The following is a 13,508-nucleotide window of genomic DNA, read 5'->3' as shown; positions in this document are numbered from 1 at the left end:
ATGAACAAACAGATTTCGACTGCCAAACAAGGCGGTTTTACGCTAATCGAACTCATGATCGTAGTTGCAATTGTTGCTATTTTGGCGGCTGTCGCACTACCTGCATATCAAACCTATACCAACCGCGCAAAGTTCTCTGAAGTAATTGCTGCTGTTGGACCAGCTAAAACAGCTTTTGAAGTTTGTACTCAAGCAGCAACACGTACTGAAGCAGAGTGTCGCACTACTGCACAAAACTCTGTTAGTGGTGCCTTCGATACCACCGCTGACTCGCTAATCGCTTCAGTTTCTGTAACTGCAGCAACTGGCTCCGGTGCCATTATCACCGCTACCGGTAAAAATGCTCTTGCTAGTGAAACCTACCAGCTTGTTGGATTAACAACTTCTAAGCTTCAAGTTCAATGGACAGTTTCTGGAAGTTGTGTGACAAACGGCCTTTGCTAATCAATAATGCAAACTAGTATATTAAACGGTCTAGCTCAAAGCTTGGCCGTTTCTTTTCCGGAGCAACTTCAAAAACTGACAGAGCTCAGTAAGCGCTCACACCAAGAAAATGTTCCACTGACCACTCTCATTGTTGAAAACAGTATTTTAGACAGCTTGGCGCTTGCCGAGTTTTGTGAAATGCAGTTTGGCATCCCGCTGCTTGATTTAGATGCAGTTGACACCCAAACCATCCCGCAAGAATACCTCAACGAAAAACTTATTCTTAAGCATCACTGCTTGCCAGTTTACACCCAGTCTAAAACCCTTTACGTGGCCATGGCCGACCCAACCAACGCGCCAGCACTTGAAGATTTTGGGTTTAGCTTTGGTTTGCATGTGGAAGCCTTGCTGGTTGAAGAAAGTAAGCTAACTCAGGCAATTGGTAGCCTACTAAACGCCGAAGGCAGCCTTGAGCTCGGAGATATTAGTGATACTGATATTTCCGACATCGAGGTTGGTAAAGAAGATAGTCGCTTAGACGAAACCCAGAAAAAAGATGACGACGCCCCGATTGTTGTTTATATCAATAAACTGTTAATGGATGCGATTCGCCGCGGTGCTTCTGACCTGCATTTTGAACCTTATGAACATCGCTACCGTGTGCGCTTTCGTATTGACGGGATCTTACACGAAATCGCAAGCCCTCCGGTTAATTTAGCCAACCGCTTTTCTGCGCGGCTTAAAGTGATGTCACGCTTAGATATTGCCGAGCGACGTCTGCCGCAAGATGGGCGTATCAAGCTAAAACTGGGGCCCAATAAAGCCGTTGACATGCGGGTTAACACGCTTCCGACCATGTGGGGAGAGAAAGTTGTTATCCGTATATTGGATAGCTCAGCTGCTGCATTAAACATCGATATTCTTGGATACGATGAGAAGCAAAAGCAGCTTTACAATGACGCGCTATCTCGTCCGCAAGGTATGATTTTAGTCACCGGACCTACCGGTTCTGGTAAAACAGTATCGCTGTATACTGGTTTGAATATTCTTAATACGACTGAAATTAATATTTCTACTGCCGAAGACCCAGTTGAAATTAACTTGCCCGGTGTCAACCAAGTACAAATAAACACTCGGGCCGGTCTTAATTTCGCCAGCGCACTGCGCGCCTTTTTGCGACAAGATCCCGATGTGGTAATGGTTGGTGAGATTCGCGACTTAGAAACAGCCGAGATTTCAATTAAAGCGGCACAAACCGGACATTTAGTCTTATCAACCCTGCATACTAATTCGGCAGCTGAAACACTGACACGTTTGCTTAACATGGGTGTGCCAGCATTCAACATAGCGTCTTCCGTAACCTTAATTATCGCCCAGCGCTTAGCGCGACGCTTATGTCCACATTGTAAAAAACCCTCGACTATTAGTAATAGTCATCTTCCAGCTTTAGGCTTTGACCAAGAACAACTTGGTAAAACTATAACCATTTACGACCCGGTTGGTTGTAATAAGTGTACTGATGGCTACAAAGGACGTACTGGTATTTACGAAGTGCTGCCAATGAGCGAAGCAGTCGCCGAAGCTATCATGGCCGATGGTAACTCTATTGAGATCGCCAAAATAGCAGTTGCAGAGGGTATGAGTTCGCTACGTCGTTCAGCACTGCAAAAAGCCGCTGAAGGTTTAATTTCGATGGCAGAAGTACAGCGCGTCACCAACGTTTAATTCCTTTTACCAAACTTAACAGCGACAAGGAAGCCCCACAGTCATGGCCACGGCGAGTAAAACTGCTAAAAAAATCAGTAAAAAAGTATATACCTACGAGTGGTCCGGAATTAACCGTAAGGGCGGTAAGGTCAAAGGTGAGTTTCAAAGCGAGAGTATTACTCAGCTAAAAGCAGAACTGCGCCGCCAAGGCATTAGTGTAACAAAAGCCAAGCGTCGCAGCGAAAGCATGTTTGCTAAGTTTAGCCAGCGTATTAAGGCAATGGATATCGCCATTGTATCTCGCCAGATTGCTACCATGCTGGCAGCTGGCGTACCACTGGTTCAGACTCTTGGTATTATAAGCCGCAGCGCTGAAAAACCGCCGCTACGAGAGTTGATTGGCAGCATCAGCGACGATGTACAAACAGGAAATCCGCTATCCGAGGCCTTAAGAAAGTACCCTGTTCAATTTGATGATTTATATTGCGACTTAGTCGAAGCTGGCGAGCAAAGTGGTGCTTTAGAGACTATTTACGACCGGGTAGCTACTTATAAGGAAAAGGCCGAAGCGCTAAAGTCCAAGATCAAAAAAGCCATGTTTTATCCAGCGACAGTTTTGATTGTAGCGCTAACTGTAACTGCCATTTTATTACTTTTTGTTATTCCGCAGTTTGAGAAAATCTTCGCAGATTTTGGCGCAGAACTGCCAGCATTCACTCAGTTTGTTATTGGAATTTCCCAGCTACTACAACAGAGCTACCATTGGGTTTTTGGAGGGATACTTGCCTTTATAATTATCTTCACCAAAGCGCATCGGAAATACCAAAAAGTACAGGATGCAACTGACCGATTTGTATTAAGACTACCCGTGGTAAGTCCTATCCTTCATAAAGCAGCAATGGCTCGCTTTGCGAGAACCTTATCGACCACTTTTGCCGCAGGTATCCCACTAATTGAAGCGCTAGGATCAGCTGCGGGGGCTTCTGGGAACGTAGTGTATCGCAATGCGATTATTCAAATCCGCGACGAAGTCACCACCGGTATGCAGATGAATGTGGCGATGAAAACTGTTAATATTTTCCCAGATATGGTCACTCAAATGGTGATGATCGGCGAAGAAGCAGGTTCCTTGGATAGTATGCTAGATAAAGTAGCAACCATTTATGAGGGCGAAGTGGACGATGCCATTGATGGCCTTACCTCACTCATTGAACCTTTAATAATGGTGGTACTCGGAGTGCTTGTAGGCGGAATGGTTGTTGCCATGTACTTACCAATCTTCCAACTTGGTAGTATTGTTAAGTAATGTCTTTTACTACTAATTTATTAACGCTTGCGGAGCTGTTCCCAACAGTCATACTCGCTTTTTGGATTGCTTTAGCACTTTGCATCGGTTCTTTCCTGAATGTTGTGATTTATCGACTTCCAATTATGCTGCAGAACCAGTGGCGCACAGAGTGCCAGAGTTTTCTAGAAATTGAACCTGAGCTAGCGCAAAAATCACCAGAACGCTTCAACTTAATGGTGCCGCGCTCGCGTTGTTCTTCATGTAAAAGTTTGATACCAGCCTGGTGCAATATTCCCCTTATCAGCTGGTTAATACTTCGGGGCAAATGCCGAACTTGTAAAGCTGCAATATCAATCCGATATCCTCTAGTTGAACTAGGTTGCGCGATATTGGCCTTTGCCTGTTATATTCATTTTGGCTTTAGTTCGCAGCTGATCTGGGCCAGTCTTTTCTGTTGGCTTATGCTAAGCTTAGCCTTGATTGATTTCGATACAATGTACCTTCCCGACCAAATAACCCTCCCACTATTATGGCTTGGCTTACTTCTAAACCTTGACCAACAGTTCGTCGCGCTAACCGATGCCGTTCTGGGCGCAGCCGTAGGCTATATGAGCTTATGGTGTCTTTTTTGGGTTTTTAAACTGTTGACTGGAAAAGAAGGCATGGGCTACGGGGACTTTAAGTTGTTCGCCGTTATAGGCGCTTGGTTTGGTTGGCAAGCACTACCGTTGACTATACTTTTAGCATCCGCCGTAGGTGCGATCGTTGGCATTTCACTGTTGCTGCGTAAATCCATTTCAGGACAACAAGCCATTCCATTCGGGCCATACTTAGCTATAGCCGCTTTAATCAATTTATTTTGGGGCGGATTAATAGTTGATTGGTATCTTTCAGTCTCAGGATTGGTCTAATTGGCTAGCTTCATTGTAGGATTAACTGGTGGCATTGCTAGCGGAAAGTCCGAAGCCGAAGCAATTTTTAATCGGCTCGGTATCCAATCCGTAGATGCAGACATTGTGGCTCGTCAAATTGTAGCTCCAGGTAGTGATGCTTTGAAACAAATTTGCACACACTTTGGCGACAGTATTCTTAATATTGATGGCTCGCTAAATCGTACTAAACTTCGCAATATTGTTTTCAATTCAGCGCAACAGAAAACTTGGCTTGAGCAACTTACCCACCCCTTAATCCGAGAACATATGCTAAGCCAACTTCTAGGTATCAACTCTAGTTATGGCTTACTGGTTGCTCCACTGCTGTTCGAAAACAATCTTCAACAATATGTCAGCCGCTCATTAGTTATAGATACGAATCCAAGCATTCAACTTAAGCGTACTATGGCTCGAGATAGGTGTTCAGAACAACAAGCCAAAGCTATTATCGACTCCCAAATGCCTAGAGAACAACGATTAAGACTAGCCGATGATGTTGTCGACAACAGTCAAACCCATTCCCATTTGGAAACCCAAATTGAACAGCTCCATTTACGTTATTTGGCGCTATCTTAGAATTAGCTTACAGGATCAAATCAATCACAAGTCAGTCCCGGAAAATTAGGTAAAATTTATCTAAATGCTGTATAAGTCATGACAGATCCCTTGGTGGTGGTTACACTCCATAACAAGGCTTTAGAAATGTTAGACTCAGCAGGACGCCACAATGTCAGTGACCGTATTCGAACACCCTCTCAACGAAAAAGTTAGAAACTACCTGCGCTTAGAATCACATTTCCGATTGATTCGCGATACCAAGTTACTCGACTCTCATTCTCAGCAACATGTTTTTTTTAGAAGCTACTTCGAACTTATTGAACTACTTGAACGTAGTGATTGGCGAGGCGATTTAGTCAAAGATTTGGAGAGGCAAAAGAAGCAGTTACACTCATGGAAAGCGCATGCGCAAGTAGACACCCAAACCATAGACCAATTGCTTGCCCAAATTAACCGGCACTTAGCTTACTTAGCGAAACCCCATCGTTTTGACATGCTTAAAGAAGACAGACTGCTCTCAAGTGTAAAGCAGCGCATTAGCTTACCTGGCGGTTGCTTTGCTTTCGATGTACCCCAGCTGCACCACTGGTTGCATCAAGAGCGGGCTTATCGCGATTACCAAATCTCACAATGGCTTGAGCCTCTGTACGAGGTTGAACATGCCATTGAGTTATTGCTAGGCTTGGCTCGTCAGCAAAAACATCCAGTACAAATTTTGGCTCTAAAGGGTTTTTATCAAGGCAGTGTTGACGATGCAGAGCTGTTACAAATTAGTATCGATTCTAACCTCTGCGCTTACCCAACCGTAAGTGGGCACAAGCATCGCTATGCGATAAAATTTGTTGCCACAGAACCCTTGCAGCAAGAAGATATCGCTTGTAGCATAGCCTGCTGTAAAATTGCTTAGCTGGAATTATTATGACTGTTGAAGTGAAATGCCCTACTTGCAGCAAAACTGTAGTTTGGGGCGAACAAAGTCCATTTCGACCTTTTTGTTGTGAGCGTTGTCGTCTCATCGACCTGGGGGAATGGGCCAACGAAGAAAAAGTGATTAAAGGCCGCCCAGTCCAAGAAGATGAAGGAAAGTCTGATAACTGGGAATAGCAGTTAATTACAGTAGTTTTTTAAGCTCACTAATTATCACTGCGTTTGCTTTTGGGAAATCCGAAGTTTCTAACTCTTGAACCTTAAGCCAGCGTAGTGGCTGCCCCTCTAAACCTTTAGCTTCCCCTTTAAAGTCTCTGACTATAAAAACAATCAACTCAACGCGTTTGTCCCCATAGTCATGGCTAAGCGAAAGCCAAGGCTCTTGTGCTAGAGATATAACTTCAAGGTTAACCTCCTCTAAAAGTTCGCGCGCTAGAGCTTTGCTCGCTGACTCCTGAGGCTCTATCTTCCCGCCTGGAAACTCCCATAGGCCCCCTTGATGCTGGTCTTCATGGCGTTTTGCAACCAACACTTCCTCAGCGCGTAGAATAACACCTACCGCTACTCGAACTATTTTACTCAAAGCCAGCTCTCCTTGTACCTAGTACCTTGTACCTTGTACCTTGTACCTTGTACCTTGTACCTTGTACCTTGTACCTTGTACCTTGTACCTTGTACCTTGTACCTTGTACCTTGTACCTTGTACCTAGATCTTAAAACGAAAAAAGCCCGCGTTAGCGAGCTTTTTTTAGACTGGGTGTACTACATTTCGACTAGGCGAAAATCTTAGCTACAACACCAGCACCAACAGTACGACCACCTTCACGAATCGCGAAACGTAGACCTTCGTCCATTGCGATTGGGCAGATTAGCTCTACAACAAATTTCAAGTTGTCGCCTGGCATTACCATTTCTACGCCTTCAGGAAGCTCTACAGCACCTGTTACGTCAGTTGTACGGAAGTAAAACTGTGGACGGTAACCTTTGAAGAATGGCGTGTGACGTCCGCCTTCATCTTTGCTTAGTACGTATACTTCAGCTTCGAATTTAGTATGTGGGTTGATTGACCCTGGAGCTGACAATACTTGACCACGTTGTACATCTTCACGCTTAGTACCACGTAGAAGAATACCACAGTTCTCACCAGCACGACCTTCGTCTAGAAGCTTGCGGAACATTTCAACGCCAGTACAAGTCGTTGTAGTCGTTTCTTTAATACCAACGATTTCTACAGACTCACCAACTTTAACAATACCACGCTCAACACGACCAGTTACAACAGTACCACGACCTGAAATTGAGAATACATCTTCAATTGGTAGTAGGAACGGCTTATCAATGTCACGCTCTGGCTCTGGGATATATGAATCAAGAGCTTCTGCAAGCTCGATGATTTTAGCTTCCCACTCTTCTTCGCCTTCAAGCGCTTTAAGTGCTGAACCTTGGATCACAGGGATATCATCGCCTGGGAACTCATATTCAGAAAGAAGTTCACGAACTTCCATTTCTACTAGCTCAAGTAGTTCTTCGTCATCAACCATGTCACATTTGTTCATGAACACGATGATGTAAGGAACACCAACTTGACGTGAAAGCAAGATGTGCTCACGCGTTTGTGGCATTGGGCCATCTGTAGATGCAACAACCAAGATTGCGCCATCCATTTGAGCAGCACCGGTAATCATGTTTTTAACATAATCGGCGTGTCCTGGGCAGTCAACGTGTGCATAGTGACGCGTAGGAGTATCGTATTCAACGTGAGACGTTGAAATAGTAATACCACGCTCGCGCTCTTCTGGAGCGTTATCGATTGCTGCGAAATCTTTAGCTTCACCGCCGTAAACTTTAGCAAGTACGTTAGTGATTGCTGCTGTAAGAGTAGTTTTACCGTGGTCAACGTGGCCAATAGTACCTACGTTTACATGCGGTTTTAGACGTTCAAATTTTTCTTTAGACACAATGTGTACCTTCTTTGCGTAAACCTGCTTTTAGCAGACATTAAAACTAAATTAATACTTCGCTTCGATTACTGCGCCAGCGACATTTTTAGGTGCTTCATTGTACTCTTGGAATTCCATCGAGTAAGAAGCACGTCCCTGAGATGCAGACCGTAGATCAGTAGCATAGCCGAACATTTCAGCTAATGGCACCTTGGAGCGAATAATTTTCAGACCACCAGGACCATCGTCCATGCCTTCAATCATCCCTCGGCGACGGTTAAGATCGCCAACTACATCACCCATGAAGTCATCAGGTGTTGTCACCTCAACTTTCATCATTGGTTCAAGTAGTGCCGGATCCGCCTCCAGTGCACCTTTTCTAAAGCCCATTGAACCGGCAATTTTAAACGCCATTTCATTGGAGTCAACATCATGGAAAGAACCGTCGAACAATGTGACTTTAACATCAAGCATAGGATAGCCTGCAAGTACACCTTGATCCATTTGTTCTTTACAGCCTTTATCGACTGCCGGAATAAATTCACGAGGAACAGTTCCGCCCACAATTTCATTGACAAACTCATAGCCCGAGCCAGCTTCTCGTGGTTCCAATTTGAGCCATACATGACCATATTGACCGCGACCGCCAGACTGACGAATGAATTTACCTTCAACCTCAACTGCTTTGCGGATCGATTCTCGATACGCTACTTGTGGTTTACCCACGTTGCAATCAACTTTAAATTCGCGTTTCATTCGATCCACGATAATGTCGAGATGCAACTCCCCCATTCCTGAGATTAAGGTTTGCCCTGACTCTTCATCAGTTTCAACCTGGAACGAGGGATCTTCAGCAGTTAATTTACCTAATGCGATTCCCATCCTTTCTTGGTCAGCCTTGGTGCGTGGCTCAACCGCGATTTGAATCACTGGTTCTGGGAACTCCATGCGCTCTAGCACTACTTTATGGTCTAGGTCACATAGCGTATCGCCTGTTGTGACATCTTTTAAACCAATTGCAGCAGCGATATCGCCGGCACGAACTTCCTTAATTTCTTTTCGGTCATTAGAATGCATTTGCACCATTCGACCTAAGCGCTCTCGTTTTTCTTTTACCGAATTAAAAACCGTTTTACCGGTTTCGACGGTACCAGAGTAGACACGCATAAACGTGAGCGTACCCACAAATGGGTCAGTAGCAATTTTAAATGCTAATGCTGCAAACGGCTTGCTATCGTCCGCAGGACACTCAACGATATTGTCATCTAAATCATGACCAGTTATCGCCAAAACATCGGTTGGCGCCGGCAAGAAATCAACAACTGCATCAAGCACCGCTTGCACACCTTTGTTTTTAAACGCACTACCACAGGTAGCGAGTACAATTTCATTAGCCAGAGTGCGCGTGCGTAGCCCAAGTTTGATTTGCGCTTCGCTAAGCTCACCTTCTTCCAAATAGATGTCCATAAGCTCTTCATTCGCTTCTGCAGCGGCTTCGACAAGTTGTTCATGCAACTCGTTAGCTCGCTCGAGCAATGACGCTGGAACGTCTTCATAATTGAAGCTAGTACCTTGATCTGCTTCGCTCCAGTTGATGGCCTTCATTTTAATCAGGTCAATCACACCAGAAAATTCTTCTTCGCTGCCAATATTCAATTGGACCGGTACGCAGGTCGCACCTAAACGATCTTCAATCTGAGCCACCACGCGTTCAAAATCGGCGCCTTGTCGATCCATTTTATTAATGAAGACCAAACGAGGGACATGGTATTTATCTGCTTGACGCCAGACAGTTTCAGATTGAGGTTCAACACCCGACGCGGCACAAAATACTACAACCGCACCGTCAAGCACGCGCAAAGAGCGCTCTACTTCAATAGTAAAGTCGACGTGTCCTGGGGTGTCAATAATATTGATTCGATGCTCTTCAAATTGAGCATCCATACCGCGCCAAAATGTAGTCGTCGCAGCTGAGGTAATTGTGATCCCACGCTCTTGCTCCTGCTCCATCCAATCCATGGTAGCAGCGCCGTCGTGAACTTCGCCAATTTTATGAGATAGACCGGTATAAAAAAGCACACGTTCGGTCGTTGTTGTTTTACCAGCATCAACATGCGCAACGATACCAATATTACGGTAGCGCTCAATCGGAGTTGTACGGGCCATTCTATCCTCTTACTAAAGCGTAAGCCTTAGATTTGAAAAAGATGCGCAATTGCCTTAGCAATTGCGCAACAGTATTACCGGGTATTCTACCAGCGGTAATGTGCAAACGCTTTGTTTGCATCAGCCATGCGGTGAACGTCTTCACGTTTCTTCACTGCAGTGCCTTTGTTTTCTGACGCGTCGAGGATTTCTCCAGCTAGGCGCAGAGCCATTGATTTTTCACCACGTTTACGCGCAGCATCTACTAACCAACGCATACCTAGAGCGTTGCGGCGTACTGGACGCACTTCAACAGGTACTTGGTAAGTAGAACCACCTACACGTCGAGATTTAACTTCGACTGAAGGGCGTACGTTTTCAAGGGCAATTTCGAAAATCTCTTGGTGTGACTTAGTTGACTTTTCAGCAGCTACGTCAAGTGCACCATATACGATCTTTTCAGAAGTTGATTTTTTGCCGTCAACCATTACTACGTTGACGAACTTTGCCAGAAGTTCCGATCCGAACTTAGGATCTGGCAGGATTTTACGTTGACCGATTACGCGACGTCTTGGCATCTTAATATCTCCGGTTTGCTTCAGGTTTCCCCAAAACGAAATTTATGTTTCGTTAGTTACTGTTTGGCCTTACTGACGGAGTGCCGTTAAGACTTAGGTCGCTTAGCGCCGTACTTAGAACGACCTTGACGACGAGTAGTTACACCCGCGCAATCAAGCGCTCCACGAACAGTGTGATAGCGAACACCAGGTAAATCTTTAACACGACCACCACGGATCAAAATGACCGAGTGCTCTTGTAAGTTATGACCCTCACCACCGATGTAAGATGTTACTTCGAAGCCGTTAGTTAAACGAACACGAGCAACTTTACGTAGTGCTGAGTTAGGTTTCTTAGGAGTGGTAGTATATACACGAGTACATACGCCACGACGTTGTGGACACGCTTCTAGTGCTGGAACATTGCTTTTTGAAGCTTTGTTTGCACGAGGTTTGCGTACCAACTGATTAATAGTTGCCATTTAAAATAGCTCCTGAAATACAAGTAAGTAGGTGAAAAATCACCCCGAATATCGGGGAGGCGAAATTTTATGCGTTGAGGGGGGGATAGTCAAGCCTTGTTATTACCTGAAAAGCAAAAAATTAATGCCTTACCAAGTCAAACAAGGGTGATGCTTCGCAGTTAAATCAAGCATGCCGTTATAGTCAACGATATGACTTTGATATAATTGATATTTCTCAACTAATCCACGCGCTTCGAGGTCACTGCGAAGAATAGAGAAATTGAAGTCTAGAATTTTAGAGTCTTGATCATCTTCACCGACCAATAAGGCGAAGCAGGCCTCTTCTATAAGCAAGACTTGGTCTTGTTTCTCACACTGTTTCAAGCATGTAGGTAGCGCCGCTAATGATTTTACAATATGTAGCATACTAAAACCTTAATATTGCATGGGCATTGCGCCGAAGCTTAGTCAAATCTTTCAAACTAAGGACCTTAAGCTCAATTGCTAAGTCGCTTTGTTGAAGACCCAAGTCCTGCAAGCAGGTATCTAAGACATACACCGCTTCGACATCATACAAATCCAACATTTTGAATGTCGGCAATATACTACGCACTAGGGCTTGGTCCGTTACCTGATTAGTTAATAGCTGCAATGGCCCTAATTGATGAAACACAACCACGATGTCATCAGTTACAGCGCTAGCCGCAAGTACCGCATCTAAGCCTTCGCGTGAGTTAGCGCTCTGATGAGGCGAACTGACAAACTCATACAGTAATTGACTCATAACTGAATCACCCGATCCGCCTTCAAACTAAGCATCGCCAGCTCAGCTAAACCGGCACTAATAAAGGCGTCATCTTGAGTGCAAACTAAGTCAGCAGAAGTTGCCTCCGTCTCATCAATGAGGCCACGCCGAGCCGCCGCTGCACTACAAACGAGCAGATCAACGCCATGTTGACGGCCAAGATCTTTCCACCGATGAACTAAATTAACTTCATCGCTAGCAGGTAACAGCGTAGATAAGGCATTACTCACACCGTCTTGATAGAAAAAAACAGCGCTTAAGGTATGTTCCGACTCGGTTATAGCTTGAGCAAACTTGAGCGCATGGGCTGCACTTTGCTGCCCATAAACAGCTGAGTTCACCACAAGTAGGTAAGTTAAGTTAGACATACCTGTTTCCACTAAAGGATTTGAGCAATCGCTTCGACTTCAACCAAAACGTCTTTAGGTAAGCGCGCCACCTCAACACAAGAACGTGCTGGCGGGTTGGCAGGGAAATAACTCGCATAGACTTCATTAAACGCAGAAAAGTGATTCATATCGCTCAAAAAGCATGTGGTTTTGATAACCGTATTTGCACCAGCACCACCGGCTTCTAGTACAGCCACAAGATTATCCATCACCTGCTTAGTTTGCTCAGCGATCCCACCTTCAACAACTTCCATAGAAACAGGATCAAGAGGGATTTGACCCGAGGTGAAGATCAACTCATCAACTTTAGTCGCCTGAGTATAAGGACCGATCGCCGCAGGAGCCGCTTCTGTATTTACGATTTGTTTGCTCATAACTATCCTGAAATTAAAGTATGTACATCGTCTTGCCAATACTGCCAAAACACATCATTTATCAATGCAGACATAGTTACAAATTCCACTGCTGTGAGCAAGGAAAAGGAAAGTGGAAAGTGCGCAGCAAAGCTGCTTCAAGTAAAGCTTAAACCACACCCTAAGAAGGTCAAGACAATTAAGGCAAAATTGACGAATCCAACACCATACACTTAGATACAATCCAAGCTCGGCTTGTTAATTGTTGGGTAACTAACACTCAATAACCCAGAAGCACGTTTTTGCAGGCACTGAGGTAAAAGTGTTTCTAATTTGGCAACGTAGCAACGAATTGATTTAAACGCCCAATTAAGTAGTAGCACACTGCCACGAACTGAAACTATTGTGACGCAAATACTGAAGTCGAATCAATCCGAAAATGCTACGCGTTGCGAATCTACCTAAATTGTTTGTTAGGTGTGTTTTGCAACTTACGTCCAAAATCACCTTGAAATGTACATTTCCTATTAACGAAAATATTCCAAAATTTTTTCGCCAGTAAATGCCAACAAAGTTTCCTGACTGTCCAGCGAATTGCCAGCGAACGCCATAAAATCCATTAAAACCTTTATTTACAGATGGTTACGCCATATTGACAGTTGTGCAGAGAACTCCTAATATCGAACTAAGACCACTAACGGATAAACTAAATGCGTGAATATACCGAGATACTTATATTAGGTTTAATCCTCGTTGAAAAGGCAGTTCGCTTAATAAAACTATTAAAGACTGGCGGTAAGTAGAGAATCATAACCTAACACTGGATACACATAAAAAGCCGGTCATGAAACTATCTGGCCGGTAATTATTTACTGTAAGCACCTAACAATGTATTACTCAAACTTCTCATTTAAACCCTGACACCTAGGTTCAAGATTAAGCTCGCTCAAGCAATATTTTATCCTAATGTCAGATGCTTACAAAACCTCAATTATGGTTGATATTCCTATCTCACCA

At 44.4% G+C, this 13,508-nt stretch carries 16 protein-coding genes; 7 read left to right on the top strand and 9 right to left on the bottom strand.

Annotated features, from left to right (window positions below; translation table 11 throughout):
* From DBZ36_RS02690 to yacG, 7 genes are all read left to right on the top strand, one after another.
* Positions 1–444 (top strand): pilin, encoded by a 444-nt coding sequence (locus DBZ36_RS02690; protein WP_120353394.1) that lies wholly within the window; start codon positions 1–3, stop codon positions 442–444.
* Between the two features lie 6 nt (positions 445–450).
* Complete coding sequence (gene pilB / locus DBZ36_RS02685; protein ID WP_120353393.1) at positions 451–2,151, top strand: type IV-A pilus assembly ATPase PilB; 1,701 nt, start codon at positions 451–453, stop codon at positions 2,149–2,151.
* 43 nt (positions 2,152–2,194) lie between these two features.
* Positions 2,195–3,439, top strand: a complete 1,245-nt coding sequence (locus DBZ36_RS02680; protein ID WP_120353392.1) for a type II secretion system F family protein — start codon at positions 2,195–2,197, stop codon at positions 3,437–3,439.
* Positions 3,439–4,332, top strand: a complete 894-nt coding sequence (locus tag DBZ36_RS02675) for a prepilin peptidase (protein WP_120353391.1) — start codon at positions 3,439–3,441, stop codon at positions 4,330–4,332. Before DBZ36_RS02680 ends, DBZ36_RS02675 begins: the two co-directional genes overlap by 1 nt.
* Entirely contained in the window at positions 4,333–4,929 is a 597-nt protein-coding gene (gene coaE / locus DBZ36_RS02670; RefSeq protein WP_120353390.1) for a dephospho-CoA kinase, read from the top strand.
* A gap of 151 nt (positions 4,930–5,080) precedes the next feature.
* Positions 5,081–5,818 (top strand): cell division protein ZapD, encoded by a 738-nt coding sequence (gene zapD / locus DBZ36_RS02665; protein ID WP_120353389.1) that lies wholly within the window; start codon positions 5,081–5,083, stop codon positions 5,816–5,818.
* Positions 5,819–5,829: 11 nt separating this feature from the next.
* Positions 5,830–6,015: a DNA gyrase inhibitor YacG gene (yacG, locus tag DBZ36_RS02660; protein ID WP_120353388.1), complete on the top strand. Its 186-nt coding sequence runs from the start codon at positions 5,830–5,832 to the stop codon at positions 6,013–6,015.
* A 7-nt stretch (positions 6,016–6,022) separates the two neighbouring features.
* On the opposite strand, the gene mutT is transcribed toward yacG, so the two are convergent.
* The 9 genes from mutT to DBZ36_RS02615 all read right to left on the bottom strand — a co-directional run bounded on the left by mutT (position 6,023) and on the right by DBZ36_RS02615 (position 12,512).
* Positions 6,023–6,421 carry an 8-oxo-dGTP diphosphatase MutT gene (gene mutT / locus DBZ36_RS02655; RefSeq protein WP_120353387.1) on the bottom strand — a complete coding sequence of 133 codons (399 nt, stop codon included), beginning with the start codon at positions 6,419–6,421 and terminating at the stop codon, positions 6,023–6,025.
* 190 nt (positions 6,422–6,611) lie between these two features.
* Positions 6,612–7,796, bottom strand: coding sequence for an elongation factor Tu (gene tuf, locus DBZ36_RS02650; protein WP_120353205.1), 1,185 nt, complete (start codon positions 7,794–7,796; stop codon positions 6,612–6,614).
* Positions 7,797–7,847: 51 nt separating this feature from the next.
* The gene (fusA, locus tag DBZ36_RS02645) at positions 7,848–9,944 is read right to left on the bottom strand and encodes an elongation factor G (RefSeq protein WP_120353386.1); all 2,097 of its coding nucleotides are present in this window, start codon (positions 9,942–9,944) and stop codon (positions 7,848–7,850) included.
* An 86-nt stretch (positions 9,945–10,030) separates the two neighbouring features.
* A complete protein-coding gene (gene rpsG, locus DBZ36_RS02640; protein ID WP_120353385.1) occupies positions 10,031–10,501 on the bottom strand; it encodes a 30S ribosomal protein S7 in 471 nt (156 codons plus the stop codon).
* Between the two features lie 86 nt (positions 10,502–10,587).
* Positions 10,588–10,962, bottom strand: a complete 375-nt coding sequence (gene rpsL / locus DBZ36_RS02635; protein WP_120353384.1) for a 30S ribosomal protein S12 — start codon at positions 10,960–10,962, stop codon at positions 10,588–10,590.
* 129 nt (positions 10,963–11,091) lie between these two features.
* Positions 11,092–11,370 (bottom strand): sulfurtransferase complex subunit TusB, encoded by a 279-nt coding sequence (tusB, locus tag DBZ36_RS02630; RefSeq protein WP_120353383.1) that lies wholly within the window; start codon positions 11,368–11,370, stop codon positions 11,092–11,094.
* A gap of 1 nt (position 11,371) precedes the next feature.
* The gene (gene tusC / locus DBZ36_RS02625) at positions 11,372–11,728 is read right to left on the bottom strand and encodes a sulfurtransferase complex subunit TusC (RefSeq protein WP_120353382.1); all 357 of its coding nucleotides are present in this window, start codon (positions 11,726–11,728) and stop codon (positions 11,372–11,374) included.
* Positions 11,725–12,117 (bottom strand): sulfurtransferase complex subunit TusD, encoded by a 393-nt coding sequence (gene tusD, locus DBZ36_RS02620; protein ID WP_120353381.1) that lies wholly within the window; start codon positions 12,115–12,117, stop codon positions 11,725–11,727. The genes tusC and tusD overlap by 4 nt, the downstream gene beginning before the upstream one ends.
* 11 nt (positions 12,118–12,128) lie before the next feature.
* On the bottom strand, positions 12,129–12,512 hold the full coding sequence (locus tag DBZ36_RS02615; RefSeq protein ID WP_120353380.1) for a RidA family protein: 384 nt from the start codon (positions 12,510–12,512) through the stop codon (positions 12,129–12,131).
* Positions 12,513–13,508: the final 996 nt, after the last annotated feature.

The organism is Alginatibacterium sediminis (assembly GCF_003610775.1).
Lineage (GTDB): Bacteria > Pseudomonadota > Gammaproteobacteria > Enterobacterales > Celerinatantimonadaceae > Alginatibacterium > Alginatibacterium sediminis.
The sequence above is the reverse complement of the archived record's forward strand: the minus strand, read 5'-3'. Positions and strand labels throughout refer to the sequence as shown.

Excerpts from the sequence above, each read along its gene's own strand:
- DBZ36_RS02690 (WP_120353394.1), top strand. The coding sequence starts at position 1 with ATGAACAAACAGATTTCGACTGCCAAACAAGGCGGTTTTACGCTAATC.
- pilB (WP_120353393.1), top strand. The coding sequence starts at position 451 with ATGCAAACTAGTATATTAAACGGTCTAGCTCAAAGCTTGGCCGTTTCT.
- DBZ36_RS02680 (WP_120353392.1), top strand. The coding sequence starts at position 2,195 with ATGGCCACGGCGAGTAAAACTGCTAAAAAAATCAGTAAAAAAGTATAT.
- DBZ36_RS02675 (WP_120353391.1), top strand. The coding sequence starts at position 3,439 with ATGTCTTTTACTACTAATTTATTAACGCTTGCGGAGCTGTTCCCAACA.
- zapD (WP_120353389.1), top strand. The coding sequence starts at position 5,081 with ATGTCAGTGACCGTATTCGAACACCCTCTCAACGAAAAAGTTAGAAAC.
- yacG (WP_120353388.1), top strand. The coding sequence starts at position 5,830 with ATGACTGTTGAAGTGAAATGCCCTACTTGCAGCAAAACTGTAGTTTGG.
- fusA (WP_120353386.1), bottom strand. The coding sequence starts at position 9,944 with ATGGCCCGTACAACTCCGATTGAGCGCTACCGTAATATTGGTATCGTT.
- rpsG (WP_120353385.1), bottom strand. The coding sequence starts at position 10,501 with ATGCCAAGACGTCGCGTAATCGGTCAACGTAAAATCCTGCCAGATCCT.
- rpsL (WP_120353384.1), bottom strand. The coding sequence starts at position 10,962 with ATGGCAACTATTAATCAGTTGGTACGCAAACCTCGTGCAAACAAAGCT.
- tusB (WP_120353383.1), bottom strand. The coding sequence starts at position 11,370 with ATGCTACATATTGTAAAATCATTAGCGGCGCTACCTACATGCTTGAAA.
- tusC (WP_120353382.1), bottom strand. The coding sequence starts at position 11,728 with ATGAGTCAATTACTGTATGAGTTTGTCAGTTCGCCTCATCAGAGCGCT.
- tusD (WP_120353381.1), bottom strand. The coding sequence starts at position 12,117 with ATGTCTAACTTAACTTACCTACTTGTGGTGAACTCAGCTGTTTATGGG.
- DBZ36_RS02615 (WP_120353380.1), bottom strand. The coding sequence starts at position 12,512 with ATGAGCAAACAAATCGTAAATACAGAAGCGGCTCCTGCGGCGATCGGT.